Annotated in this window: 38 protein-coding genes; 34 read left to right on the top strand and 4 right to left on the bottom strand. The window is 60.0% G+C overall.

Annotation, left to right across the window (positions count from 1 at the left end; all coding sequences use genetic code 11):
* Window positions 1-4 precede the first annotated feature (4 nt).
* The 10 genes from ACWKV4_RS18890 (at window position 5) to ACWKV4_RS18845 (ending at window position 6290) form a co-directional block, all read left to right on the top strand.
* The gene (locus ACWKV4_RS18890) at window positions 5-787 is read left to right on the top strand and encodes a helix-turn-helix domain-containing protein (protein ID WP_483833686.1); all 783 of its coding nucleotides are present in this window, start codon (window positions 5-7) and stop codon (window positions 785-787) included.
* Window positions 787-1497: a replication protein P gene (locus ACWKV4_RS18885; protein WP_483833641.1), complete on the top strand. Its 711-nt coding sequence runs from the start codon at window positions 787-789 to the stop codon at window positions 1495-1497. Before ACWKV4_RS18890 ends, ACWKV4_RS18885 begins: the two co-directional genes overlap by 1 nt.
* Complete coding sequence (locus ACWKV4_RS18880; protein ID WP_483833640.1) at window positions 1490-1657, top strand: hypothetical protein; 168 nt, start codon at window positions 1490-1492, stop codon at window positions 1655-1657. The genes ACWKV4_RS18885 and ACWKV4_RS18880 overlap by 8 nt, the downstream gene beginning before the upstream one ends.
* Window positions 1654-1821, top strand: a complete 168-nt coding sequence (locus ACWKV4_RS18875; RefSeq protein ID WP_483833639.1) for a hypothetical protein — start codon at window positions 1654-1656, stop codon at window positions 1819-1821. The genes ACWKV4_RS18880 and ACWKV4_RS18875 overlap by 4 nt, the downstream gene beginning before the upstream one ends.
* A 304-nt stretch (window positions 1822-2125) precedes the next feature.
* Entirely contained in the window at window positions 2126-2431 is a 306-nt protein-coding gene (locus tag ACWKV4_RS18870; protein WP_483833638.1) for a nuclease domain-containing protein, read from the top strand.
* On the top strand, window positions 2431-3633 hold the full coding sequence (locus ACWKV4_RS18865; protein ID WP_483833637.1) for a polysaccharide lyase family 7 protein: 1203 nt from the start codon (window positions 2431-2433) through the stop codon (window positions 3631-3633). The genes ACWKV4_RS18870 and ACWKV4_RS18865 overlap by 1 nt, the downstream gene beginning before the upstream one ends.
* A 38-nt stretch (window positions 3634-3671) precedes the next feature.
* Window positions 3672-4091: a VRR-NUC domain-containing protein gene (locus ACWKV4_RS18860; RefSeq protein WP_483833636.1), complete on the top strand. Its 420-nt coding sequence runs from the start codon at window positions 3672-3674 to the stop codon at window positions 4089-4091.
* Complete coding sequence (locus tag ACWKV4_RS18855) at window positions 4088-5389, top strand: tyrosine-type recombinase/integrase (RefSeq protein WP_483833635.1); 1302 nt, start codon at window positions 4088-4090, stop codon at window positions 5387-5389. The genes ACWKV4_RS18860 and ACWKV4_RS18855 overlap by 4 nt, the downstream gene beginning before the upstream one ends.
* Window positions 5390-5433: 44 nt before the next feature.
* Window positions 5434-5700, top strand: coding sequence for a hypothetical protein (locus ACWKV4_RS18850; protein ID WP_483833634.1), 267 nt, complete (start codon window positions 5434-5436; stop codon window positions 5698-5700).
* An 11-nt stretch (window positions 5701-5711) separates the two neighbouring features.
* Window positions 5712-6290 (top strand): hypothetical protein, encoded by a 579-nt coding sequence (locus ACWKV4_RS18845; protein WP_483833633.1) that lies wholly within the window; start codon window positions 5712-5714, stop codon window positions 6288-6290.
* Between the two features lie 111 nt (window positions 6291-6401).
* Here ACWKV4_RS18845 and ACWKV4_RS18840 read toward each other — a convergent pair whose 3' ends face one another.
* The gene (locus ACWKV4_RS18840; RefSeq protein ID WP_483833632.1) at window positions 6402-6803 is read right to left on the bottom strand and encodes a type II toxin-antitoxin system HicB family antitoxin; all 402 of its coding nucleotides are present in this window, start codon (window positions 6801-6803) and stop codon (window positions 6402-6404) included.
* A 39-nt stretch (window positions 6804-6842) separates the two neighbouring features.
* Window positions 6843-7025: a type II toxin-antitoxin system HicA family toxin gene (locus tag ACWKV4_RS18835; protein ID WP_483833631.1), complete on the bottom strand. Its 183-nt coding sequence runs from the start codon at window positions 7023-7025 to the stop codon at window positions 6843-6845.
* A gap of 111 nt (window positions 7026-7136) precedes the next feature.
* Here ACWKV4_RS18835 and ACWKV4_RS18830 point away from each other — a divergent pair, with 111 nt between their 5' ends.
* On the top strand, window positions 7137-7514 hold the full coding sequence (locus ACWKV4_RS18830; RefSeq protein ID WP_483833630.1) for a chemotaxis protein: 378 nt from the start codon (window positions 7137-7139) through the stop codon (window positions 7512-7514).
* Window positions 7507-7845: a hypothetical protein gene (locus ACWKV4_RS18825; RefSeq protein ID WP_483833629.1), complete on the top strand. Its 339-nt coding sequence runs from the start codon at window positions 7507-7509 to the stop codon at window positions 7843-7845. The genes ACWKV4_RS18830 and ACWKV4_RS18825 overlap by 8 nt, the downstream gene beginning before the upstream one ends.
* 3 nt (window positions 7846-7848) lie before the next feature.
* Here ACWKV4_RS18825 and ACWKV4_RS18820 read toward each other — a convergent pair whose 3' ends face one another.
* Entirely contained in the window at window positions 7849-8067 is a 219-nt protein-coding gene (locus ACWKV4_RS18820) for a DUF6434 domain-containing protein (RefSeq protein WP_483833628.1), read from the bottom strand.
* 100 nt (window positions 8068-8167) lie between these two features.
* On the opposite strand from ACWKV4_RS18820, the gene ACWKV4_RS18815 reads away from it, so the two are divergent.
* The 20 genes from ACWKV4_RS18815 (at window position 8168) to ACWKV4_RS18720 (ending at window position 22395) form a co-directional block, all read left to right on the top strand.
* Entirely contained in the window at window positions 8168-8386 is a 219-nt protein-coding gene (locus tag ACWKV4_RS18815) for a hypothetical protein (protein ID WP_483833627.1), read from the top strand.
* A 60-nt stretch (window positions 8387-8446) separates the two neighbouring features.
* Window positions 8447-8635: a hypothetical protein gene (locus ACWKV4_RS18810; protein ID WP_483833626.1), complete on the top strand. Its 189-nt coding sequence runs from the start codon at window positions 8447-8449 to the stop codon at window positions 8633-8635.
* Window positions 8635-9009: an HNH endonuclease gene (locus ACWKV4_RS18805; RefSeq protein ID WP_483833625.1), complete on the top strand. Its 375-nt coding sequence runs from the start codon at window positions 8635-8637 to the stop codon at window positions 9007-9009. Before ACWKV4_RS18810 ends, ACWKV4_RS18805 begins: the two co-directional genes overlap by 1 nt.
* A 150-nt stretch (window positions 9010-9159) precedes the next feature.
* A complete protein-coding gene (locus tag ACWKV4_RS18800; RefSeq protein ID WP_483833624.1) occupies window positions 9160-9639 on the top strand; it encodes a phage terminase small subunit P27 family in 480 nt (159 codons plus the stop codon).
* A complete protein-coding gene (locus tag ACWKV4_RS18795) occupies window positions 9639-11372 on the top strand; it encodes a terminase large subunit (RefSeq protein ID WP_483833623.1) in 1734 nt (577 codons plus the stop codon). Before ACWKV4_RS18800 ends, ACWKV4_RS18795 begins: the two co-directional genes overlap by 1 nt.
* The gene (locus tag ACWKV4_RS18790) at window positions 11369-11533 is read left to right on the top strand and encodes a hypothetical protein (RefSeq protein WP_483833622.1); all 165 of its coding nucleotides are present in this window, start codon (window positions 11369-11371) and stop codon (window positions 11531-11533) included. The genes ACWKV4_RS18795 and ACWKV4_RS18790 overlap by 4 nt, the downstream gene beginning before the upstream one ends.
* Window positions 11526-12836 (top strand): phage portal protein, encoded by a 1311-nt coding sequence (locus tag ACWKV4_RS18785; RefSeq protein WP_483833621.1) that lies wholly within the window; start codon window positions 11526-11528, stop codon window positions 12834-12836. Before ACWKV4_RS18790 ends, ACWKV4_RS18785 begins: the two co-directional genes overlap by 8 nt.
* 3 nt (window positions 12837-12839) lie before the next feature.
* Window positions 12840-13703: a head maturation protease, ClpP-related gene (locus ACWKV4_RS18780; protein WP_483833620.1), complete on the top strand. Its 864-nt coding sequence runs from the start codon at window positions 12840-12842 to the stop codon at window positions 13701-13703.
* Window positions 13700-14890: a phage major capsid protein gene (locus tag ACWKV4_RS18775; protein ID WP_483833619.1), complete on the top strand. Its 1191-nt coding sequence runs from the start codon at window positions 13700-13702 to the stop codon at window positions 14888-14890. Before ACWKV4_RS18780 ends, ACWKV4_RS18775 begins: the two co-directional genes overlap by 4 nt.
* 42 nt (window positions 14891-14932) lie before the next feature.
* Entirely contained in the window at window positions 14933-15214 is a 282-nt protein-coding gene (locus tag ACWKV4_RS18770) for a hypothetical protein (protein ID WP_483833618.1), read from the top strand.
* A 3-nt stretch (window positions 15215-15217) separates the two neighbouring features.
* Window positions 15218-15694 (top strand): head-tail connector protein, encoded by a 477-nt coding sequence (locus tag ACWKV4_RS18765; protein ID WP_483833617.1) that lies wholly within the window; start codon window positions 15218-15220, stop codon window positions 15692-15694.
* The gene (locus ACWKV4_RS18760; RefSeq protein WP_483833616.1) at window positions 15694-16032 is read left to right on the top strand and encodes a phage head closure protein; all 339 of its coding nucleotides are present in this window, start codon (window positions 15694-15696) and stop codon (window positions 16030-16032) included. The genes ACWKV4_RS18765 and ACWKV4_RS18760 overlap by 1 nt, the downstream gene beginning before the upstream one ends.
* Window positions 16025-16507: an HK97-gp10 family putative phage morphogenesis protein gene (locus tag ACWKV4_RS18755; protein WP_483833615.1), complete on the top strand. Its 483-nt coding sequence runs from the start codon at window positions 16025-16027 to the stop codon at window positions 16505-16507. The genes ACWKV4_RS18760 and ACWKV4_RS18755 overlap by 8 nt, the downstream gene beginning before the upstream one ends.
* Window positions 16504-16869: a tail completion protein gp17 gene (gene gp17, locus ACWKV4_RS18750; protein WP_483833614.1), complete on the top strand. Its 366-nt coding sequence runs from the start codon at window positions 16504-16506 to the stop codon at window positions 16867-16869. Before ACWKV4_RS18755 ends, gp17 begins: the two co-directional genes overlap by 4 nt.
* Before the next feature lie 72 nt (window positions 16870-16941).
* The gene (locus ACWKV4_RS18745; RefSeq protein ID WP_483833613.1) at window positions 16942-17442 is read left to right on the top strand and encodes a phage tail tube protein; all 501 of its coding nucleotides are present in this window, start codon (window positions 16942-16944) and stop codon (window positions 17440-17442) included.
* A 9-nt stretch (window positions 17443-17451) separates the two neighbouring features.
* On the top strand, window positions 17452-17811 hold the full coding sequence (locus tag ACWKV4_RS18740; protein WP_483833612.1) for a phage tail assembly chaperone family protein, TAC: 360 nt from the start codon (window positions 17452-17454) through the stop codon (window positions 17809-17811).
* A gap of 23 nt (window positions 17812-17834) precedes the next feature.
* Window positions 17835-18086, top strand: coding sequence for a phage tail assembly protein T (locus ACWKV4_RS18735; RefSeq protein WP_483833611.1), 252 nt, complete (start codon window positions 17835-17837; stop codon window positions 18084-18086).
* A gap of 747 nt (window positions 18087-18833) precedes the next feature.
* Window positions 18834-21362 carry a phage tail tape measure protein gene (locus ACWKV4_RS18730; RefSeq protein ID WP_483833610.1) on the top strand — a complete coding sequence of 843 codons (2529 nt, stop codon included), beginning with the start codon at window positions 18834-18836 and terminating at the stop codon, window positions 21360-21362.
* A complete protein-coding gene (locus tag ACWKV4_RS18725) occupies window positions 21359-21697 on the top strand; it encodes a phage tail protein (RefSeq protein WP_483833609.1) in 339 nt (112 codons plus the stop codon). Before ACWKV4_RS18730 ends, ACWKV4_RS18725 begins: the two co-directional genes overlap by 4 nt.
* Window positions 21697-22395 (top strand): phage minor tail protein L, encoded by a 699-nt coding sequence (locus ACWKV4_RS18720; RefSeq protein WP_483833608.1) that lies wholly within the window; start codon window positions 21697-21699, stop codon window positions 22393-22395. The genes ACWKV4_RS18725 and ACWKV4_RS18720 overlap by 1 nt, the downstream gene beginning before the upstream one ends.
* Window positions 22396-22421: 26 nt before the next feature.
* Here ACWKV4_RS18720 and ACWKV4_RS18715 read toward each other — a convergent pair whose 3' ends face one another.
* A complete protein-coding gene (locus tag ACWKV4_RS18715; RefSeq protein ID WP_483833607.1) occupies window positions 22422-23504 on the bottom strand; it encodes a type I restriction endonuclease in 1083 nt (360 codons plus the stop codon).
* A 101-nt stretch (window positions 23505-23605) separates the two neighbouring features.
* Here ACWKV4_RS18715 and ACWKV4_RS18710 point away from each other — a divergent pair, with 101 nt between their 5' ends.
* Both ACWKV4_RS18710 and ACWKV4_RS18705 read left to right on the top strand, forming a co-directional pair.
* Window positions 23606-24376 carry a C40 family peptidase gene (locus tag ACWKV4_RS18710; protein ID WP_483833606.1) on the top strand — a complete coding sequence of 257 codons (771 nt, stop codon included), beginning with the start codon at window positions 23606-23608 and terminating at the stop codon, window positions 24374-24376.
* A partial coding sequence (locus ACWKV4_RS18705) for a tail assembly protein (RefSeq protein WP_483833605.1) occupies window positions 24369-24925 on the top strand: 557 nt, incomplete at its 3' end. The genes ACWKV4_RS18710 and ACWKV4_RS18705, both read left to right, overlap by 8 nt.

Genomic DNA, 24925 nt, shown 5'->3' with positions numbered 1-24925 from the left:
AGCTATGACTTGGGCCATGAAGCTATCCCGAGACGTACTGGCCGATGCCAGCGCCCGCCACGTACTTCTGTGCCTCGCCAACTACGCAGGCCCTGAAGGCAAGCATGCGTTCCCCTCTGCCTCCACTCTGGCCCAGCAGACAGGCCTTTCCGAGCGCACTGTTCGCTACAAGCTCGATCTGTTGGAGAAGCTCGGCCTAATCGTGCTCGGGAAGCAGGCCATCGCAGCAGTTCACATTGATCGGCACGACCGCCGGCCAGTGGTCTATGACCTTCAAATTGAACGGGGTGCAAACGTTGCACCCCGTTCAAAGCGGGGTGCAGATGACGCAACGGGGTGCAACTCACAACAGAACGGGGTGCAAACCAAGACAGAACGGGGTGCAGCGGCTGCACCCAATACGTCACTTAACCATCAAGTAACCGAAGAGCAGCAGCAGCGCGAGGGCGATGTGCCTGACGACGAGATCACTCGGCAGAACGCCGCCGTCTTGGAAGCCCCACGTGTTGATCGCCGCTTTGCCATGTTCGCCGAGTGGGAACCAGATGCTGCCCAGCTTCAGGCCCAACTGACCATTGCTGGCCTTGGCCACCTCGGCGTACCTGACGATGCCCTGCGAGCGTTCAAGGGCTTCTTCGTCGCCAAACAATCCGTGGCTGAGTCGGCAGGGGGCTGGTGCTACCGGTTGGCTGCCTGGCTCAAGCGTGAGCGCACCAAGGCCGCCGCCCGCGGCGCCGAGCCTGACTTTGACGACCTCAGCTGGGCCAACGACCTGGGAGACCTGTGATGCAAAACGTATCGAACGTGCTGTCCGGTATGAGCCTGAGCCAAGGGCGCGCGGTGAAAGCCTTCAAGCCTGCCATGGGCACAGTGGTGACCATGCCTTCGCCAGAAGTCCAGCCGCGCCAGATTGATCCAGCAGCGGCCAGGGTCATCAATACCCTGTTCCGCGAGCTGCAGGTGATCTTCACCGCCTGGCGCCAGGCTTGGCCCGATGACGAAGCTGTGAAGATGGCCAAGGCTGCTTGGACCAAGGCATTCATGGCAGCTGGCATCAACACGATGGAGCAGGTCCGATTCGGCGTCCAGCAATGCCGCCAGCTTGATCAGGACTTCATGCCCAGCTCCGGGCGCTTCATCAAGCTGTGCCAGCCAACACCGGAGAACATGGGCCTGCCTTCGGTCTCGGCGGCCTATCGGGAGGCTGTAGCCAAGGCTCATCCATCTGCTGACGCCTTCGTAGCCTGGTCGCATCCAGCCGTTTACCACGCGGCTTGTGAAACCGGCTTCTACGAGCTCTACACGCTGGGGGCGGACAAGAGCCGTGGACTGTTCGAGCGTAACTATCAGATCGCCGTCCGGGCCGTTGTCGCTGGCGAGCCGTTGCGCAAGGTGCCGTTGGCGCTGCCTCCCGAAGTTTCGGTCAGCACACCGGCAGTGGGTCGGGCTGCCTTGGCAGCACTGCGCCAACAACGGGCGGGCCGTGGCCATGAATGACCTGCGTGAGGAATTCGAAGCCATCTATGCCCGCCAGCACGGCATAACCGCGCTTCAGGTGAAGTTCGAGCGCTCAGCCACGGGTGGGTACCGCGATTACAGCATCCGCACGGCCTGGGCCTGCTTCAAAGATCAACTTCAGCTTCGGAGGGCTGCATGAGCATTGCAGAGCAGTTTTGGGTCGCGGTTTTTTGCTTCTTGCTTGCAGGCCTGGTTGTCGGCCACCTCATAGAGCGTCGGCGCGAGCGCTCGGTGGAAGAATTCGAGCGTAACCGCCGCGAACGCAAGGCCCAGGTTGAGCGGGAAGCGAGGAAGGCCTTATGAGCCATCAATTCAAGCCGGGCGATTTAGCGGTGATAGTCGGATTTACGGAAAATCCAATAAACGTTGGGAAGGTCGTCGAATTAGCTGAGTTTCTTGAGCCGGGAGCTTTGTCATCGTGGAGACATCCCCAACTGGGATGGCGTGTACGAAATCTTGTAGGGATTAGGCTTTGCCTTGTCATCGGCGACAGCCTTGTATCTACAGATGGCGGCCCAATTGGCTGCGCGGCCGTCCGCGAGGCCTATCTCATGCCCCTTAGCGGCGACCCTACCCCCGAGTTAGGGAAGACTCGGGAGGCGGAGCGATGCGCGTGATCTCCAAGAAGCTCCGCGATAGTGCCCGCAGCCGTGACTGCACCCTTCGCATCTACGGCGTGTGCAACGGCAACCCAGAAACCACCGTCCTGGCCCACGTTCCCTGCGGCCAGAAGGGCATGGGCATGAAAGGCCCTGACCAGATCGCGTGCTTTGCCTGTAGCGACTGCCACGACGTCCTAGACGGCCGCCGCCATATCGAAATCGACTGGCAGGACGTGATCCGCGCTGTAGCCGAAACCCAATCCACCTGGTTGCGCGAGGGCCTATTGCGGGTCCAGGGCGTGGCCGCCTAATGAGACCCAAAGAGGACCTGCCCTTGATCGACCTTTCCTGCTGGAATTTAACAATTCCGGTCAATGCCGAAACCATCCCCACCCAAAAGCTGTTGGCGGGGTATCAAAGCCCCTTCTTCCAAAAGCAGTTCAACGGTGCGCTTACGTTCATCGCGCCGTCCACTGGGCAGAACATCAAGCCGACGAAGAACAGCACCTATCCCCGGTCCGAGTTCCGCGAGACGAACCCAGATGGCTCGCTGGCATGGTGGAAGCCTTGGGTGGGCGTGCATACGCTCTATGCCGAGCTGCAGATCGACGCCCTTGGCTCAGGCGGGAAAGGCATCTTTGGGCAGTTCCACCCCAAGGGCACGAACGTATCGGTGAAGCTAAACCTCACCGGCAACACGCTTTACATGCACTTGCGCCGCAAGTACACGCCCGACAATATCAAGGACGGTGACCCGCACTACCCCGAGGACAAGCCCGCTATCTTGAAAGGCTACAAACTGGGCACCCGGTTCACCTACAAGATCGAGCTGAATGAGCTCATGCAGCTCAACGTGTGGATCAACGGCGCCCACGTTTTGAAAGACTATCAATTTGACCTGGAATCTTACCGTGAAGCCTTCAAAGGGGAGGGCGACCGCTGGTACGCCAAGGCGGGTGTGTACAGCCAGACTAAGGTGGGTAAGCCTGGGGAAGGCCGTGCCACGTTCTACGCCCTGACCATCACGCACACCCAATCGGGCACAGAGCAGCCGACTAAGCCCGTTCCAGAGCAGCCTTCCACGCCTGTGCCAGCCCAGCCGACTACGCCGGCCGAGCGCGTGCTGAGCGACCTGGCCAAGGCCGTAGCGGAAGTCCTGGCGAAGGTGAAGGAGGGCACATTGGCGGTACCTGAGGCCCTGGCCACGATTGAAACCTTGAAGGTCGAGGCTGACACCAAGTTCGCCGTGAGCAAAGAGCGTACCGAGCTCTACAAGCAGATCATTGCGGCCCGTGCCGCAATCCATAAACCAGCCGAGCCCGCAGCCCCTGCTGAGCCAGCCAAGCCCACCGTGCCCGCTGACCCCAAGCCCAGCACACCCGAGCCCGCCAACGACGGGGAGGGCATCAAGGCCAAGCTCACCCAGATGGAAGACCTGCTGGACGAGATCCCTGAGGCCACGGCCGAGCCGCTGCGCCACCTGATCGACGACGTTCGGAGGCTTGTGGCGTGATCAGTGGCAGCCGGAAACCACAGGGCCCTTCAGCAACCGTGGTCAAGCCCTTCAAACCTCGTACTCAGCGGGCGAAGCCAGTGGACCGCGAGGGCCTGGAGCAAGCCGCCTTGCTGCGCGAGCTTGGCTTGCGGTTTCCGGCTGCCGCCGACCTGATCTTCCATGTACCCAACGGTGGCCACCGCGTGAAGGCTGTGGCCGCCAAGCTGAAAGCCCAGGGGGTAAAGGCCGGAGTGCCGGACCTGAACCTTCCTATGCCCCGTGGTGGTTACTTCGGGCTCTTCATCGAATTCAAAGCCAAACCTCCCTTTGATGCGGAGGTCTCGCCTAACCAACAAGCCTACATCAACAAGCTGAACGCGCAGGGCTACCTGGCGGTGGTGTGCCGCGGGCATATCGATGCCTTAGAAACGATCCGGGCGTACCTGCTGCTGCCCCCGACGAGGGCCATGGCATGAGCCGTACCCTGGCCGTCAACCTTTCCGATGCTGAGATCCGTCGGCAGGCCGGTGACCCCTCGGTGGCCTCGCTGCGTGATCCGCGCCACCCTGGCCTGTACCTGCGCTTCAATGGCGGGCGCGACCGGGGCTCGTGGTACCTGGTAGTAAACCGCGCCTGGAAGCGCATTGCAGGATATCCCGACCTCAAGACCGGGGCCGTGCTGGCTGTCTTGCCCGAGATTCGCCGGCGCCTGGTGCTGAAGCCCGACGCCAGTACTGCCGTCGAAGCCTGGAGCACCGTGGGCGACCTGCTGGACTGGTTCGGTGATCGTATGGCTCGCGACCGCTCGCTGTCCGCCAAGCGCAAGGCCGGTGCCAAGTCGGCGATCGCCTGCCACCTAAAGCCTCGCCTGGGCGAGCTGGCCGTGCGTGATGTCAGCGCCCAGACCCTGGACAAGCTGCTGATGTGGCCTGCGCAGGAGGCCCTATCTCTTTCCTACGTGCAGCAGCTGTACCGCCTGCTGGTGGTTGCCTTTCGCCAGGCGCACAAGCTGGACCTGATACAGACCAACCCCATGGCCGGCATGAAGTTCGTGGACTTCACTACCGCCCGAGTAATGCCCAAAAGCGCCCGGCTGCGGGGTGGCCAGCTAACCGACCTGATGCCGCTGCTGGCTGGCCTGTTCGGTAACGACCCGGCACCGGCCATGCTGGCGCTGCTGATGCTGTGCCATGGGACGCGGGTAGGGGAGACCCGCCAGGCGCGCTGGCCTGACATGGCGTTGGCCGAAGGTGAGTGGTTCATCCCCGCCGAACACACCAAGACCCGAACCGAGCATCGGCTACCGCTGACGGAACAGATCCAGGCATTGCTGCGCCGGTATCGTGCTGCCCAGCTCGCCGCCGGCTATGACGGCATCTACCTGTTCCCCAACCGCCGAGGGCAGGCGCTGAGCGAGAGCCAGGCCAGTGCGGTGTTCACCCGCCTGGGCCAGGGGCAGTGGACTAGCCACGACCTGCGCAAGGTTGCCCGTACCGCTTGGACCGACCTGGGTATCGACGGCCACATCGGCGAGATGCTGCTGAACCACTCGCTGGGCAAGATCGCCAGCACCTACATCAACACCCAGGCCACGGTGCAGCGTCGCATCGCCCTGGAGAAGTGGCACGGCTGGTTAGATGAACGTGGCTTTGTACCTGTTCACGGGTGGACGGGTGTTAGATCCGAAGATTCGCAAAACCCCGTACAGGCCACGAACGGCGCGGGCTGCGAGGCTATTCCCAACATTGTTAATGGCGAGGTTTCAAAAGCATGAAAAAGCAGCATGGCCCCGCCTTCCGACGCGAACGGACCTCAATAGTGGAATGCAGGACCTGCCGTGGTACTGGCCTGGTTAAAGGCATTTCCTATGAGCTCGAGTGCGCCAACTGCAATGCAACGGGGTGGCTATCTACCAAGACAGGCGAGCCGATCCCTCATCCAGAGCTAGTGATTGAGCTGAACCGCAGGCTGCGGGAAGCCCTGGCCGAGATTGCCAGGGTCGGCCATCGAATGGGCGGTGCCCACGAACAATACGAACAGAACAACCGCCGCGGCGCCGGCGGCACCAACTACACCGGGGATTGAAGGAGAGCACCATGATTTACTCCAGCGTTTTGAGCGCGGTTGTATCCGCCCTGGCCGCCGAGGCCATCGACAACACCAGCAAGCAGGCTTGGCAGAAGCTATATCAGCCGGGGCACGACGACGGCCACGACCTGGCTACGCTATCCCGATCGGTTGAATCCGGCTCACTGACGCGCATGGACGCCGACTGCTGGGTATTCGCCCGGCTGCACAGCCAATTGAAGGCCAGGCACTGGGATGCGCTGGTAGCCAAATACAGCACGCATCGTGCAAGGAAGGTGCAGTCTATCGGTCATCTTCATTCCCTAATCGCTTCCCATGCCCCGAAGCTATTCGTCGTCAACGCGGTTACGGCGTGGGCCATACCTAAGCTAAAGGGGGCTGATGGGAAGCGGTCCTCTGACATGATCGTCTTGCCATCCGAGTTCTATGACGTGAACCGTTGGGACCCAGAGGCGCGTCCAGAGCGCACCCGGCGACGTTGGAAGAAGGGGATCGAAGACGCCTTGAATGAAATGGTGAGCGAGGCCCTAGCTGAGGCGGGAAAGCTCTTAGAGTATGAAGGGCTAACGTTACAAATGGCCGCTTGACATAACATGGCCGCATGGCCGATTATTTGCCCATCCTGCCATTCCTGCACACGTTGAGGAGTGGAATCAAAAGACCCGGCCAATAAAGCCGGGTTTTTTGTGGGCGCAGTATTATCGACCGATCTTTTCCAATGCGGCATCCGCCAGGAAGGAAGATCGGCTTTTGATCTTGTGGGCAGCCACGTAGCTGTCGATCTTCTGAATGACATAGCCGGGCAGGGTGACGTTTACCTTCTCGGTTTTGCCGAGATAGGGCGTCACGTCGATCTCGATCATTCCCCAGCCCATGTCGGCGAAGTCTGGATTGTCCCGATGGGCAGAAACTGCGGAGGGCATTGGCACTGACTTGCCGTCGGCAGCCGCATCTTCGAGCATGATGTGCGCGACCTCTACAGCAGCCGCGTAAGCCTCCTCGAAGGTATCGCCCGCAGTGATGGCGCCTGGAATGTCGGGAATCTGAATACCGAAGGCGGTGGTTTCGTCGCCCCATTCGATGCACATTGGATATCTCATTGTTGCGTCTCCTACGAAGGTGCAAAGGGTGTAGCCGGGTCATTTCAACCCGGCTGTTTCCTTGATTCCCTTCACCGTTCCCCGTGGTAGATCCTTCTTGGGGTGGGGTACTGCAACGGTGTTGGGTTTGGTCGGATGCTTGAACATGTGGTGGCTTCCTTTGATGCGTTCTAGAACCCAACCATCTGCCTCAAGCTCCTTTATCAACTCTCTGCTCTGCACCTCCGTCTCCTGTCGTTGTTGATGGGATAATTATAACCCTAGGCGCATCGCTAGGCAATATATAAATGCGCCTAGAGGTATAAATATTTGCCTTTTTAGCAGGATTCTGCGATGGACCCAACCGATCTCGGCGCAGGCACTGCCACCTGGCTGGGCGGTACGGGTACCGTGCTATTGGGCGGTTTCCTCTGGTTGCGCAAGTTTCTGTCCAAGGACGCTGTAGACCGCGCCATGGACAATGCCGACATTGGTACCGTGCGCCGCTTGAACGAACTGTTCGATTCCGAACGCACGGCACGACTGGCTGCAGAGGGACGCGCTGACCAGTTTGCAAAAGAACGAAACGAACTTGCCGCCGCAGTTGGTCGGATGGAGGGTAAGATCGAATCCCTCACCAACCAGGTAGCTCAACTCACTGAAAAGGTGACCACCCAAAGTGCTGAGATTTCTCGGCTTCGGTCACAGCTTGGGGCGCCGCCTGATGCATAGAGTCGCAATGGAATTTATCGCCCGCCTATGGTGGCGGCGCGCAGAGGTGTGGCTAATTGCTGCACTGCTGGTGGGTGGCGGGGGAATCTTCGGTTTCCAGGCTGCCCAGTGGTCGCTGGCCAGCGCCTACGTTAAGTCAGTGGATTCGGTACGCTCTGCCTACGACGAAGCACTGAAGCAGCGTGACCTGCGCCTCAGCACCCTGGCGGACAAGACTACCAAGGCCGCCGAGAAGGTCGAAGCCGCAGCTAACAGCGCCAACAAGGCAGCTGACACCGCCAACAAGGCAGCCGACAAAGCCGTAGAGGCCGTGGACCGCGTTAGCCAGTAACCGCTACACCTCCGCCCCAGGATGTAACCGGTTCCATTCATCAGCCACTTCTCCCATAGTCAATGGGGAAGAGCTTTTGATCCAGGCCATGAAGGGTCGGTCAAACTTGAATGCAGCACCGCACTGATTCATTAGGAATTGCCGAACCTTTTGTGTGTTCCGGTAGTTCTTGTCCAGTGGTGTGTCCCTTGCTATTGGGCCGCTGTGCCAGTCGAAAGTCATAGTCATTCCTTGATATGGCGGTCGTGATGCTAGGCCCAGCCTAACAATATCCGCGCCACAAAACACGATGCCCACGTTTCGTGGCGCGCACGGAGACAGCATGAAAAGCAGCGACCACTCAGAACTTCAGTATCTACTCAGCTCCCGGCCCCTGCTGATCAAGCGCAATGGCATGCACGTTTGTCTTCACGATGCGTTCAGTGGAGAGGTACTGGCTGGCCAGTCGCGTGTAGAGCTAATCCAAGAGCCTGGGCAATTGCCCCGCATACATGTGGAGTTCACCTGCGACGGCAAGCACGTCCGGCTGGCAGGCGAGTAATGGCCTGCCTTGGATGTGCAGCACGAAGGGCGTGGATAGCCAAGTGGACCAAGGAAGCTTATGAACGAGCAGGACACCTTATCGCTGGTCGGTCTAATGAGCGAACTGCTGGCCGAGAGCCGGATTCAGACCACCCTCATGCACCGGATAGCCGACAACCAGTTGATGCTGATCGACGCGCTGGCTGAAGAGCCTGACGACCCAGATGCACAACCCAGAACCTACATGGACGGCAGGCCCATACGCTGATGCCACAACGTCCACAACGACCGTGCCGCGCACAAGGGTGCCGCGCCATCCACCGCAATGCCAACGGCTACTGTGCCGACCATGCAGAGTTGGCCGCAGAACAGGCCAAGGCCTGGGCTACTCGTAAGGGCTCCGGGCGTGGAGGCAGGCCATGGCGTCGTTTACGGGACCAAGTCCTGAAGCGTGACGATTATCTCTGCCGTTGCGATGACTGCGCGAGGCTGGGCAGGCTTCGCGAAGCAGACGAAGTAGACCACATCGTCCCGCTGTCGCAGGGCGGTACCGACTTGCCGTCCAACCTCAGGGCTATCAACGCCGACTGCCACCTGCGCAAGAGCCAGCAGGAGGCCCAGGCGCGGCGAGGTCGAGGCTGAGACTGGGGGCGCGACCGCCTGTCGCCATGCACCAGCCTGGGGCGCCCTTCAGGGTGGGGGCGGGTCGAAAGTCCAGGGCCTTGGCCTCGGACACCGCGCCCTCAATCGTTTTTTTACACCCGCGAAATATAAAGTTTAAACGGAGCTCCCATGGCTGGTGTGAAGGGGCGGTCTGGCCGTACCCCGAAGCCCACCGCCAAGAAGGAATTGGCCGGTAACCCTGGCAAGCGCAAGCTCAATAAGGCCGAGCCTTCGTTTTCTACTGTCACGAACATTGATCCGCCGGATTGGCTAGGCGAACGCGCGACTATGATGTGGAAAATGCTGGTGCCGGAGCTGCTGCGCGAGCACGTCATTGCACTGACCGATCTGCACAACGTCGAGGCTTTTTGTACTGCCTATGACAACTGGCGGATGGCTCAGGAGTCCGTTCAGGAACACGGGATCGTGGTCTCTGGGGCGTCGGGCGGACCGGTTAAAAACCCTGCACTGACCGCTGCCAATGAGGCCATGCGCCAGATGGTCACCTTCGGCTCCATGCTGGGCCTGGACCCAGCCAGTCGCACGCGGATCATCGGCGGTAACAAACAAAAATCCACCAACGAATTTGCAGCCCTGCTGAGTACCTGATGGCCCGGACCAAATACACCAATGTCGATAAGGCAATGGTGTGGTCGAGGTCCGTTCTCAAAGGCAAGTTTCCCGCGTGTCGCTACATCCACCAGGCAATCGAGCGGCATTTCGACGACGTAGCAGAGAGCCGGTCCAAGAGCTATCCCTACAAATTCGACCCGGCCAAGGCCGAGAAGAAGTTGCGGCTCATGCAGCTGCTGCCGCATACCAAAGGCGAGTGGGCGTTCAAGCGGCAACTGATCACGCTAGAACCCTGGCAGCTATTTGGTCTGGCCTGCACCTTTGGATGGGTCCGGAAGAAGGGAGGGTACAGGCGCTTTCGTGAGAGTTACTGGGAGGTGCCGCGCAAAAACGGCAAGTCGGTGATCGCCGCCGGCGTTGGCATCAGCATGTTCACCGCCGACAACGAGTTCGGCGCCGAGGTGTATTCCGGCGCTACTACCGAGAAGCAGGCGTGGGAAGTATTCCGGCCGGCGCGCCTGATGATCAGCCGCTCGCCAATGCTTATTGAGGCGGCCGGTATTGAGGTTAACGCCTCAAACCTGAACATTCCATCCAATGGCAGCCGCTTCGAGCCCCTGATTGGCAACCCAGGTGACGGTGCTTCGCCGTCCTGCGCGATCATCGACGAATTCCACGAACACGATAGCGCGGCCCAATACGACACCATGCTCACCGGTATGGGCGCCAGGCGGCAGCCGCTGATGTTCATCATCACCACCGCCGGGGCCAACATCGAGGGGCCGTGCTACGACAAACGTCGTCAGTCATTGGAAATGCTCGAAGGCACGGTGCCGGATGATGAGCTGTTCGCTTGGATATGGACCCTAGACGAGGGTGACGACTGGACCGATCCGAAAAACCTGGCCAAGGCCAACCCCTGCATGGGGGTCTCCGTATTCCAAGAGTACTTGGAGAGCCAGCTGGCCCGGGCCATCCGCTCGGCGCGCTTCACCAACACGTTCAAGACCAAGCACCTTAACCTGTGGGTGAGCGCCAAGGCGGGCTTCTTCAACGTCGAAAACTGGAAGGCCTGCGAAGACAAGACACTGACCCTGGAGCAGTTCGAGGGGCAGGAGTGCATCCTGGGCTTCGACCTGGCGCGCAAGCTAGACATGAACTCCATGGCCCGGCTGTTCTGGCGCGTGATAGACGGCAAGATCCACTATTACAGCGTGGCGCCGGCTTTCTGGGTACCGGAGGACACCGCCTTCAATACCGACAACAAGCGGATGGCCGAGCGCTTCCAGAAGTGGATCAACACCGGCGACCTGCAGGTCACTGCGGGGGCCGAGATCGACTACCGCGAAATTCTCGAGGAAGCCAAGGAGGCCAACCAGGCCGCCCCGGTGTTGGAAAGCCCCATCGACCCGCACGGCGCCACCAACTTGAGCCACCAGCTCGATGACGAGGGCCTGACCCCCGTCACCATCGTGCAGAACTACACCAACATGTCCGACCCGATGAAGGAGCTCGAAGCTGCCATCGAGTCGGGCCGCTTTCACCACGACGGAAATCCGATCATGACTTGGTGTATCGGTAACGTGGTAGGCAAGAACCTGCCCGGCAACGACGACGTCGTGCGGCCGATCAAGCAGGGCGATGACAACAAGATCGATGGCGCTGTGGCGCTGATCATGACGGTGGGGCGAGCGATGGCTAAGGTCACGCTCGGCGACGGCGGCATGGACCGATTCATGGATTCAATCCGGGACCCCATATTTGAATGAGCACCGCATCGATCCTCTACCTGCTGATCGCAGCGCTGGGCCTAGGCTTGGCTGTGGCTGGCGTTTACATCCTGCTCGGCCTTGGCTGGGCGCTGCTCGCCGGTGCGGCCTCATGCTTCGCCGCCGCGGCATTCATCCGGCGAGGACTGACCAGTGGCTAAGTCCCTTCTGTCCGTATTGAGCAGCGCCGTGGCGGCGCCGCAGACGTCGATCATCGACTGGGTCGGTCGCTCGCTATCTGGCGGCGCGGCCGGGATCTGGGCACAAACGGTCGGAAGCACTTCCGCCACCGGCAAGACCATCACCGTTAATAAAGCCATGCGACTCGCGGCCTGCTGGTCCTGTGTGCGGCTGATCTCCGAGACGATCGCCACGCTTCCGCTGGGCCTGTACATGCGCCAGGCCGACGGCGGCCGCAAGGTGGCCAGCGACAACGACCTGCACTGGATCATTAACACCAACCCCAACAGCCGCATGACCGCGGTGCAGTTCTGGGAAGCGGTGGTGGCCTCAATGCTGCTGCGCGGCAATGCCTTCGTCGAGATCGTCCGCATCGGCGGCCGGATCGTGGCGCTGGACTTCCTGCTGCCCAACCGCATGGACCTGGACGTCGCCGATAATGGCGAGATCCTTTACCGGTACCGGGAGAAGAACGGTCAGCTGCGCGACATCGCCGGCAGCGACATGATGCACATTCCGGCCTTCTCGCTGGACGGGCAGATCGGCCTGTCGCCTATCGCTTACGGCGCCGATGTCTTCGGCGCGGCAATGTCGGCAGAGGACGTGGCCGGCTCCACCTTCAAGAACGGGATGCACCAGACGGTTGCCTTCGAGGTGAACAAGACCCTTACGCCGAAGCAGCGTGACGATTTCCGCGACTACGTCCAGCGCATCAGCGGCGCCATGAACGCGGGCAAGTCGCCGGTCCTGGAGGAGGGCGTCAGCGCCAAGGTCATCGGCATCAACCCGGTGGATGCTCAACTGCTGGAGTCACGCGAATACAGCGCCGAGGAGATCTGTCGCTTCTACATGGTCGACCCGACCCTGGTGGGCTACAGCGACAAGGCGTCTAACTGGGGTACGGGCCTGGAGCAGAAGCTGCTGCGCTTCCTGACCTTCACCCTGCGCAGCTATATGCGACGCATTGAGGAGGGCATCAACCGCAACCTGCTCACCTCCGCCCAGCGCCGCCAGATCTATTCGGAGTTCTCCATCGAAGGCCTGCTGCGCGCCGACAGCGCCGGTCGCGCTACCCTGTACTCGCAGATGGTGCAGAACGGCATCTACACCCGTGACGAGTGCCGCATGAAGGAGAACCTGCCCAGGATGGGCGGCAACGCCGGTGTGCTCACAGTGCAAACCAACCTGTCCCCGATCGATAAGCTTGGTCAGGGCGACGACGGGCAAGCCGCAAGGGCTGCTCTGCAGAACTGGCTCGATCAGCCGGCAAACTCCAAGGGGTAACTCATGCAAGTCAAATCCAAGGCTGGCAGCTTCCGCTGCGAGCTGAGCCCGCGCGCGCTCGACAAATGGAACCCGGCCATCAAGGCGGCCGTGGAATCCACCAGCGACACCATCACCATCTACGGCGTGATCGGCGAGGACTGGTACGGGGAGGGCGTGACCGTCTCGCGCATAGATGCCGCGCTGCGCTCAATCGGCGACAAGCCGGTCACTGTCTACATCAACTCGCCCGGCGGCGACATGTTCGAGGGCCTGGCCATCTACAACCGCCTGCGCGAGCACAGCCAGCCCATCACCACCAAGGTGCTCGGGCTGGCGGCTTCGGCAGGTTCAGTCATATACATGGCCGGGGCTAAGCGCGAGGTTGCCGCCACCGGTTTCCTGATGATCCACAACTGCTGGACCCTGGCCGTCGGCAACCGGAACGATTTGCGAGATATCGCCGACACTATGCAGGAGTTCGATGCCGCCATGGCCGACCTCTACGCCGAAGGCAGTGGCCAGCCGGTGACCGAGGTCGCCGAGATGATGGACGACGAGACCTTCATCCGCGGCCGCCGCGCCCTGGAGCTGGGCTTCGCCACCGGTTTGCTGTCCTCGGACGAGATCACCGAGCGCCAGGACGAGCAGACCCAGCAGAACAACGCGCTCAAGGCCATGGATCGCGCCCTGGCCAAGGCGGGTATGACCCGCAGCGAACGCAAGGACCTCTTCCAGAATTTCAAGTCCAGCATGCCTCGCGCTGCTGGCGGAGGCACGCAAGACGCTGCCCCGACCGACAAGCCTAGCGCTGTCGCGCCAGACCTCACCGCCTCTCTGAGCGCGGCATCCGACATCCTCAAATCTCTCCAAGGAGCATCGCAGTGAGCGACTTCGACAAGCAGTACAACGAGCTGAACGCCAGCCTGAAGAGCATCGGCGATCAGATCAAATCCCAGGCGGAAACCAGCAACAAGGAAATCGCCCGTCACGGTGAAATGCAGGCTGAGACCCGCGCCAAGGTCGACGAGCTTCTGATGAAGCAGGGCGAGCTACAGGCTCGCGTGCTCGAAGCAGAGCAAAAGCTGGTCGCTGCCAACAGCGCCACCCAGCGCCCTGAGGCGCCCAAGTCCGCCGGCGAGCTGTTCGTGAACAGCGAACACATGGAAGGCGTCAACTCCTCGTTCCGTGGCTCCCGCCGTGTGTCCGTGCCGCGCGCCGCAATCACCACCACGTCCGCAGGTGGCCTGACCCCGGCCGAACGCCTGGATACTGTGGCCCTGCCGGGTCTGCGCCGCGCGACCATTCGTGACCTGGTTGCACCCGGCCAGACCGAATCGGGCTCTATCGAGTACGTTCGCGAAACCGGCTTCACTAATAACGCGGCGACCGTCGGCGAGACGTTGGCAAAGCCGTACTCCGACATCACCACCGCTCTGGTCAACGCGCCGGTGCGCACCATCGCCCACCTATTCAAGGCCTCGCGTCAGATCCTGGACGATGCTAAGGCGCTGCAGAGCTACATCGACGCTCGTGCCCGTTACGGTCTGCTGCTGGCTGAAGAAGCTCAGCTGCTGTATGGCAGCGGCGCCGGCGCGAACCTACAGGGCCTGGTGCCGGTGGCAGCTCAGTACGCCGTGCCGGGCGGCGTGACCGTGACGCGTGAGCAGCGCATCGATCGCCTGCGCCTAGCACTGCTGCAGGCCGAGCTGGCCGAGTTCCCCTCGGACGGCATCGTGCTGAACCCCATCGACTGGGCCCTGATCGAGCTGATCAAGGACGAGGTCGGCCGCTACATCATCGGCCAGCCGCAGGAAGGCACTGCTGCTCGTCTGTGGAACCGCCCGGTGGTGGCCACACAGGCGATGAAGCAGAACGACTTCCTCACCGGTGCGTTCAAGCTGGGCGCTCAGATCTTCGACCGCATGGACGTCGAGGTGCTGATCTCCACCGAGAACGACAGGGACTTCGAGAACAACATGGTCACCCTTCGCGCTGAAGAGCGCCTGGCCCTTGCCATCTACCGGACCGAAGCCTTCGTCACCGGCAAGCTCGCTCCCGCCGACGCGGCCTAACCCCCTGCACTGGCCGGCGCTGCCGGCCCTTCGAGGTGAAACATGTCCGATCTACTGATAAAGCCGCTGCGGGCCTATGAGGACCGCGGCACCATCCGTGACGTCGACGACGATCCCTATCCGGCGCCTAAATGGCTGGCCATGGAGCTGGAGCAGTTGAAGCTTTGCGAGATCGTTGGTGAAGTGAAGGCCCGGAAGACCGAAGAGGCCACCGAGCCTGAAGAAAAGCCGGACGGCAAGGCACGCTCCGCAGGCCGCAGGCCCCGGGAAGCCGCTCAAGTTGAGGCGCCCGCGGCAACCGACGCATCTGCAGCCCAGGAGTAAGCGATGCCCGTGATCAGCATAGACCTGGCCATGAAGCACCTGCTGGCCGAGCCCGAGGATCAGGATCTGGTCCAGCAGCTTTTGGAAGCGGCCGAGGACTCGGCTAGCCGATACATGCAGCGGCGGTTCTACACTGATCAGGCCTCGCTGGACGCCGCCGTGGCCTTGGTGCCGGCAGCGATCAGCGCCAACCGTATCCGCTATGAGCAGGCCGTGGCCGACGCTCAGGCGGTGGAGAACTCCGAAGATCGCCAGGGCGCGCGGGATCGTGCTGCCCGGACGTTCGCGGATGCCCGCGCCGAGGTCGAGATGCAGGCCTGCGGGATCATCATCAACAAATCCATCCAGTCCGCCTGCCTGCTGATCCTGGGTCACCTCTTCGCCAACCGCGAGGATGTGGCCACCGGCGTGACCGTCGCGGAGCTCCCCATGGGCTCGCGGCACCTCATGCAGCCGTACCGCACCGGGCTGGGCGTGTGATGCGCGCCGGCAAACTGCGTCACCGAATCACTTTTGAAAGCCCTGGGTTAAGTCAGGACCCTGAAAGCGGTGAGATGCTCCCAGGCTGGTCACCGGTATGGAAGGATGTGCCGGCTGCAGTGGAGCCGTTGTCCGCAAAGGACCTGATCGCCGCTCAGGCGGGCCAGTCGGAAGCGACTGCGCGCATTGTTATCCGGTACCGGGCTGGCGTGGTGCCCACCATGCGCATCCTGCACCGCGGCCAGATCTACAACATCGAGGGGCCGGCGCTGCCTGATCCGCGCTCAGGCCTGGAATACCTCACGATCCTTGTGTCCACGGGGGTGAACGATGGGTAGCACGCTGGAATTCAGCCTGATTGGCCTGGACTCGCTCTTGGGAAAGCTTGAGGCGGTCTCCTACGACGTAAAGCGCAAGGGCGGCCGGGCGGCGCTGCGCAAAGCGGCCCAGGCCATCGCGGACAAGGCGAAGGAGGGCGCTCATCGACTGGATGACCCCCAAACAGGCCGATCCATCGCCGACAACATCGCTCTCCGGTGGAATGGGCGCCTTTTCAAGCAGTCCGGCAACCTGGGCTTCCGGGTCGGGGTACTGCATGGCGCGGTGCTGAAGAACGACGGCGATACCTCGGCCAACGCCCCGACGCCCCATTGGCGCCTGCTGGAATTCGGGACAGAAAAGATGGCGGCTCAGCCATTCATGCGCCCGGCCCTGGCCAACAACGTGGACCTGGCCACCAATATCTTCCTCAGCGAATACGAAAAAGCCATTGATCGCGCCATCAAACGCGCGGCGAAGAAGACCAGCTCATGACTGCCCCGATATTTGCAGTGGCCGCCGCCGATGCGACCGTTAAAAGCCTGCTGGGGACCAACCCGGTGCGGATCTTCCCCTTCGGCGAGGCGCCAGAGGGGACGGCGAAGCCCTACGCGGTCTGGCAGGTCATTACCGGTAGCCCAGAAAACTACCTGGCCGGTCGTCCGGACATGGACGGCTTCTCGCTGCAGGTGGACGTCTACGGCGCCACTGGCGCATCCGTCCTGAAGGCCTCCGAAGCGATTCGTAACGCCATCGAATTGCAGTCCTACATAACCCGATGGGCCGAGATGCCAAGGGACGGCGAAACCAACAACTACCGCGTCTCCTTCGATGTGGACTGGTTCGTTCCAAGGTAGCTCGACCCCTACACGCAACCCGCCTTGAGCGGGTTTTTATTGCCTGAAAACCCGCTACTGGAGAAACACCTGATGAGTATTTTGACCCAAGGCACCCAGGTTTACGCGCTGGTGCCCACTGCGGCGGACCCCACCAAAATGGAGGTACTGGAGATCGAGTGCGCCACTGCCTTCACCCCAGGCGGCAACCCGGCCGACCAGATCGAGACGACCTGCCTTAGCGAAACCGTCCGCAGCTATATGCGCGGCCTGCGTACCCCGGGGCAAGCATCGCTGACCCTAAATGCGGACCCGCGCAACGCTTCCCATGTCCGCCTGCACCAGCTTTCCGAAGACGACACCATTGAGAGCATCCACTGGGCGGTGGGCTGGTCCGACGGCAAGGACATAGCGCCGACCCTCAGCGACGACGGCGATGACTTCGTACTTCCGACCACCCGCACCTGGTTCGTCTTCGATGGCTATGTCTCTGACTTCCCATTCGATTTTGCAGCCAATACGGTTGTAACCACCGCAGCCACCATCCAGCGCTCGGGCGGTTCTGCCTGGATTCGCAAATCTACCCCCGCCTAAGGTCCGACCATGCAACTGAGCATCAGCAGCTTGAAAGAAATGGGCGCTTTTACCGGTGCCCCGGTTGAGCGCGAAATTACCTGGAAGCAGGGCGAAAAGGAGTTCAAGGCCACTGTCTTCGTGCGGCCCTTGGGCTACCTGTCGGCGGTGAGCGATGTGCTGGCTGCCGGAGGCAAACGTGACGGGCTTGCCGGCCGCATTGCATCCTGTATCTGTGACGAGAAGGGCGCTCCCGTATTCACTGTGGGCGACATCACTGGCGAAGCCGACCCGGAGCGTGGCCCGCTCGACGGCAACCTTTCCATGGCGCTTATGGCGGTCATCGCCGAAGTGAACAACATGGGAAAGACGACGAGCTCAGCGAACTAGACGAAATCTGGCACGAACTGGCCATGACCTTCGGCTGTACGATCGCCGAAGCCATGGCCAGGCTGAGTTATCCGGAATTTCGCCAGTGGTGCAAATACCGCCGCAAGCGGGGAAGCCTTCACCTGGGCATGAGGATCGAGCGCGGCAATGCCATGCTCGCCACCCTCTACGCCAACACCCACAGTAACAAGGGTGGTTTCAAGATCTACGACTTCATGCAGCACGATTCGGAACAGCCAGTAACGCTCGAGCAGGCCATGGAGAGTTGGGCCTGAGGCTGGTACAGTCCGATTTTTACGAAATTCGGGGATTTACCGTGGCGTTGAAGAAGTGCAAGGACTGCCAGACACTTATCTCTACAAACGCGAACGCATGTCCTTCATGCGGCGCCAAACAAAGGAAGAAAACGAGTCTCTTCACGTGGGCTATTGGATTACTGTTTGCCTTTGTCATCTTCAGCTTCATATCCAATAGGCCAGTCGAAAGCACCGCTGCTGGCACTGGCTCTCAAGCTCCGGCTTCGGTAGAACCTCAGCCTCTACCTGCGGTGGCTTGGACCCAATCCGAATTCACAGAGAAAATGTCTGACGATCGGGTAACTGTGCTCAGTTTGCAATCTAAGAACACTGCCTCGTTCTCCTTTCCGTACAACACACCTAGCGGCTCGCATTTAACTCTTGCGATACGAAAAGGCGGAAAAAGCTTCGATGCGTTCTTCAAGATAGAAAAAGGGCAGATGCTCTGCAGCTATTCAGATTGTACGTTCGCTCTGAGAGTGAATGGGGAGAAGGCCTCTACATGGACAGGCCTAAGCAGTTCTACCCACGACTCGGATATGATGTTCATTCGCGATGCAAAGGCCTTTGAGGCAATAGTAAAAAAAGGCGGAAGCATCCGCGTCGGCATAAATTTCTTTCAAGCAGGGCAGCAGACGTTTGACTTTGACTTACGTGGTTACCCTGGGAACTAGCTGAAATTCAACGACCCGCTTCGGCGGGTTTTTTAATGCCCGGAGAAGATGAATGGCCAGCAAATCACTGGGTACGCTGACGCTGGACCTAATCGCTAAGATTGGCGGATTCACCGGCCCTCTGGATAAAGCCAGCCGCTCGGCGCAGAAATCCTTCACTGACATCAAGGTGTCAACCGTAGCTGCCGGCGTCGCGCTGGGTGAATTTGCTGTCAGAGCCGCCGGGGCGGCGCCTGACGCGTTGAAGGAGCTGATAACAGGTGCTGCCGACAGTGCAGTGGAGATTGCCAACCTCTCGCGCATCGCTGGGCTCAGCACTACCGACTTCCAGAAGCTCGCCGCAGGTGCTGCGACGGTTGGCGTGAGCCAAGAGAAGCTGTCCGACATATTCAAGGACGTCAACGATAAGGTTGGCGACTTTATGAACACCGGCGGCGGCGAACTGCAGGACTTCTTCACCAATATCGCACCCAAGGTTGGGGTAACTGCCGCTCAGTTCAAAAGGCTGAATGGCGCCGACGCTTTGCAGCTGTATGTGTCGAGCCTGCAAAAGGCAGGGGCCAGCCAGAACGAAATGACCTTCTACATGGAGGCGTTGGCCAACGACGCCACCGCGTTGATACCGCTGCTAAAGGACAATGGCTCAGCCATGAAGCAGCTGGGCGACCAGGCCGAAGCTGCTGGGGCCATTCTTAGCAGCGATACGATCGTGGCCGCGCAGCAGTTCAATGGACAGCTCACGCAGTTGGGCCAGTACCTGACCTCGGCCAAGACCAGCATGGCGGCCGAGTTTCTACCAGTAGTTGCTCAGTTCACAACTGATGTGAACGAAGCCATAAAATCGGCGGGTGGGCTCGGAGAGGTAACCAAGAAAGCCGGCGAGGCTTTGGTAGACACCGGCGCATCGGTCGCCAATGTGGGTGATGGCATACGCGGTGCCTTTTCCATCATCGCCAACACGATTGTTGGCCTCTACTCCACTGCCGCTGGCCATATTGACCAGTTGTCAGCAGATGCTAACAAAGCTTTGGGCTTCATCACCTTCGGAGATGCCAGCAAGCAGTTTAAGGCTAATGCCGCAAGCCTAGCTAACGACGCTCAGACTCAGTTCGGCATAGCAGCCCAGGCGGCGGGAGCCATCCGTGATGAGGTAGAGGCCCCATTAGCGGGCGACCTGTTCAAGAAATATGTGACAGACGCCAAAGCCGCTGCGGCCGAGCGCAACCGCCTATTCGGCGACGAGGGGACCACTGGCACCGGGACAGGCGTAGACGGTACCGCCAACAAGGCAGCTGCTGCTGCAGCTAAGGCCGCTGATGCTGCCCAGAAGAAAATCAGCGACGCCTACAAGGGTACCGAGACCGACCTTCGGCGTCAGATCGAGCTGGTCAACACCAGCACCGACGCGACCAAAAACGCGACGGAGGCCGACAAGCTCCATTTCGAGATCGCGAGCGGGAAGCTGGTAGGCATCAATGCCGAGCAGCAGAAGCGCCTGGAATCCTTGGCTGCTGAGCTGGATGGCCTGGAGAGGCTCAAGAAGGCCAATGAGGACACCGCTGCCGCAGCTTCATATGCCGCCACGCTACAAGCTCAAACTGAGAGCATGCGGCAGAACTACGCGCAGCAGTTGGCTGGCGCGGGTATGGGCGATCGCGAAAAGGAGAGGCTGCAAGAGTCATTCAAGCTCCAGCAGGACTACTACGATGACCTTAAGGAGCTTGAGGATAAGCGGAGCACTGGCGACATTAGCCCAGAGCGTTACGCCAAAGAAACCGATAGTTTGAAGGAAGCACTGGCTCAGCGACTGATAGATCAGCAGGACTTCTACAACCAGGAAGATGCTGCGCGGGCTGATTGGCTTGCCGGTGTGAGCTCCGCCTGGAACAACTACCTTGATAACGCCAAAGACATCGCTGGACAGACCAAAGAGGCGTTTACCAGTCTGTTCGACGGCCTTACCGACGCCACCGTCGAATGGGCTTTTGGTGCAGATGAAAGCTTCGGGGAGGTTGCAGTCAGCTTCGCAAAAATGCTCGCCAAGATGGCAGCGCAGGCGGCAGCCTCGAATATAGCTTCCAGCATTTTCGGCAACTTGTTCAGTGCCGGGGCTGCCGGGATTTCCTCTCTTGGAGCATCGGCGGTGCCGGGTGGCGCGGTTGATTTCAGCTTGGCCAGCGCTTCGAGCGGTATCAGTTACGGCGGGGCTCGTGCCAGCGGCGGGCCGGTAGCTGCCAACTCCTTGTATCAGGTGAATGAGCTTGGTCCTGAGCTATTAAACCAGTCCGGCAAGACCTACCTCATGATGGGTGCGCAAGGCGGCAGCATCACGCCGTTGGGTGCTAATTCGGGTTTCAACATGCCCGCCTTAAGCGCTGGGGCAGACAGCATGGCCCCACAAGTGAACATAACCATCAATCGAGACGGTTCGTCATCAGTTGAATCAGACACGGACCTAGGAAAGGGCATAGGGGCGGACGTGTTGAAGCTAATTGATTCTAGGATCAAGCAGAACGAGGCCAAAAGCGCGTCCCGCGGCGGCGCTCTGTGGAAGGCAAACCAAGGGAAGCTGTATTCATGACCGACACCTTCACTTGGAAGCCGAACATGTCCGCCCCGGGCACCTTCACGCAGCGGGTACGGTCGGCCCAGTTCGGGAATGGCTACACCCAGCGCGCTGCGGATGGTATCAACAACGAAAGCCAGTCGTGGGAACTGACGTTCACAGGAAGCAAGGCGCGTATTGCAGAGATCCTGGCTTTTCTGCGAGCCCAGCAAGGGTATAAGACATTCATCTGGTCTACGCCATTCGATGGGGATAGGTATTTCACTTGCAACGCGTATAACCCAGCGGCCGTGGGCGGCAATGTTTGGAAGCTCACGGCCACCTTTGACCAGACGCACCAGGTGACCTGATGGCCGAAAGTATTTACGAGGAGATCCAGCGCCTTGAGGTGGGCCAGTACGTTGAGTTGTTCGAACTAGACCTAAGTGGCCTGGGCGGTGACGTGTACCGCTTCCACGGCTACACGCAGGTCGGGCCGATCTACTGGCAGGGCCTGGAGTACTCCCCCTGGCCCATCAAGGTCGAAGGCATGGGCATGACAGGGGAAGGGCAGCAGAGCAACCCCATGCTCACCGTGGCGAACGTCACTGGGTTCATCACAGCGCTCTGCGCAACTTACCAGGATCTAGTAGACGGGAAGGTAGTTCGCCACCGCACCCTGGGCCGTTACTTGGACGCCGCGAACTTCCCCGGCGGCAATCCAGAGGCCGACCCGGCCGAGCACTTCGCGGATGACCTCTACACCATCGACCAGAAGCAGACGGCCGATGACCTGACGGTGAGCTTCGTACTGAAGTCCCCGTTGATTGCAACCGACCGCAAGCTGCCCGGGCGCCAGATCGTTGCCAACTGCTGCCAGTGGTTGACCATCGGCGGCTACCGCGGCCCTTACTGCGCCTACACCGGGAGCGTGTACGCCACTGACGACGATGTACTCACCGATGACCCGGCCAAGGATATGTGCTCGGGCACGCTTACTGGCTGCAAGCTGCGGTTCGGTGCCAATAACCCGCTGCGCTATGGATCGTACCCAAGCGCAGGTTACTGATTAAACCTTATACGCTGTCTAAAGAGCTATTCAGCGTACCGTTTTACGGCCTCTCGTAGCTGATCAGCGAACGTGTAGATGTCATTTAACTGAGAAATAGGGTGCCGTGTTTCAGCTTTATTTTCGTCGAACAGGCCGATGTATTTCTGGCTCCGATTAAAATGTAGGCGGGCAATCGGTTTCCTATTGTTGTCATCCAGCAAAATGCCGAAGTAACTTTGAGTGTCTCTGGAGAAGATTCTGCTGAGGTCGACTTCCGTACGCACTATCGACTTCACGATGTGGAAACCCTCTGTTTCTTCCTCAGTCGTGACTACGCGATCTTCTTCGCTCTCAGGCTCAGCTGGTTGGGTGTTGAGGGCAATTTGCGTTTCAGCAGTGGTTGGCAGAGGAGCGCCGCTCATAGCTGACTTCAACCGATCATTTACTTGGTCGTTGAGAAATTGCGCCGTTGCTTTCTTAGTCAGGGTAGAAAACTGATCTCGCACCTTCTGCGTCAGTGTCCCTTCATAAATGCGAGAAGCGAAGAATCTTACGAAATCCTCCTCTGGAGAGCTGAATTGCTTCGCAAGCTCACGTTTTATCTGGCCTACGTACTTAAGCTCACCTGCAGCGCTGATGATGGACTCTACATCAAAAGCCGACTTAGTGAGTTTTTGTAATTCTGGTACGGCGTGTTCATCTATATCCAGCAGGTCCAGTTCCAAGAAAGGTTTATCGTCCATCTTGTTCGGAGCGTCGAGGTCCGTAAAGAATTTATAAGTTTGGCCGTTAGTGAGAATTGATATTCGCGCTGTCGTAACGTGGAAATACCTAAACAGCTGGCTTGCGTGGTTTATATTCAACGCCTCACCGACCTTTTTAGTCTCGATTAAAATCTGTATCTGGCCATCTTTGAGTATCGCGTAATCAATCTTCTCGCCCTTCTTTGTTCCCACGTCGCAAATGTACTCTGGAACGACTTCGGAGGGGTCAAATACGTCATAACCCAGAACCGTATGAATGAACGGCATTACAAGAGCAGTTTTGGTAGCCTCTTCTGTTTTTATTGAAAGAGCTTGCTGTTTTACTTTGGCTGAAAGGCTATTCAGGCGTTCAACAAAATCCATTTACGATCCCCTAGTAAGGCACCCACGCTGTGCCAGCGTAACGCTACTACGAATGGATCCTTTTCATCTACTGGCTCTTTATCCAAGCTGGATGCCTAACCATGCAAATATCAGCTCGTGTGCTCAAGGCTATATATGGCGATGCAAAGGCCAGACTGCCTGACGAGTCTTGTGGATTCATCATCCGTAGGGACCGCGCCAGTCATTATTTGCCTGTGCCCAACTCAGCCGAGCGCCCTAGCCAAGACTTCCGCATCAGCGCTGAGGCCTGGGCCGAGGCCGAAGACGCCGGCAAAGTCGTGGCCATCGTGCACAGTCACCCTGGCCAATCCGCACGGCTGAGCCACGCCGACCGGGTATCCATGGAAGCAACCGGGCTGCCCTGGCTGGTGGTTGCAATCCGCGAAGGCGAGCCCACTGGCCACCTGATCCACGAACCCAGCGGCTACCAGGCGCCGCTGGTGGGGCGGCCGTTTCAGCACGGCGTGCTCGACTGCTACACCCTCGTGCGCGATTACTACAGGCGCGAACTGGAAATCGATCTGCCCGACTTTGATCGTGAGGACGGCTGGTGGGACAAGGGCCAGGATCTCTACGCCGACAACTTCAAGGCCGCCGGCTTCGAACCGGTGAGCGGAGACGACCTGCGCCAGGGTGACCTGATCGTGATGCAGGTTCGGTCTCCAGTGGCCAACCACGCCGGGGTGTACCTGGCCGACGGCATTTTGAAGACGGAGCCAGACCTTCATCCGGTACCGGGTGCCATCCTTCACCACCTTTATGGCCGTGACTCGAAGCGTGATCCCTTCGGGGGCTATTGGCGCGAGGCGGCGCGCTACTACATGCGACACAAGGATTCCCCTTATGCCTGAGCGGATCAGAACGGTGCGGTTATACGGCAAGCTCGGCGCCCGGTTCGGGCGGGTCCATCACCTGGCGGTCAACTCGGCTGCAGAGGCTGTGCGCGCCCTGGGTGTGCTGCATAAGGGGTTCGAGCAGTTCCTCATCGGCTCCAGGGATATGGGCCTGGCCTTCGCTGTGCTCTATGGCAAGCGCAGCCTGGGCGAGGACCAGCTGCGCGAGCCACCCAGCCATAACGACATTCGCATCGCGCCGGTGGTCCAGGGCAGCAAGAGCGGTGGCGGGCTTCAGGTTGTGCTAGGCATCGCACTTGTGGCTGCAGCCAGCTTCTTCACTGGAGGGCTTGCGGCCGGTGGTGTTGGCCTTTTCGGTACCGCGACCGCTGGCAGTGCGTGGGCCATCGCCGGCAGCGTTGGGATATCCCTCGCCCTTGGCGGTGTAGCCCAAATGATTACCGGCACCCAGGCCAAGATCGATAGCGCGGAGAGCGCCGACAACACGCCCAGCTACAACTTCTCGGGCATCAAGAACACCACCACCCAGGGCAACCCGGTCCCGCT

The sequence above is a fragment of the Pseudomonas artemisiae genome, assembly GCF_057128685.1.
Note: the sequence above shows the minus strand (reverse complement) of the source record. Positions and strands in the feature narration are given on the sequence as shown.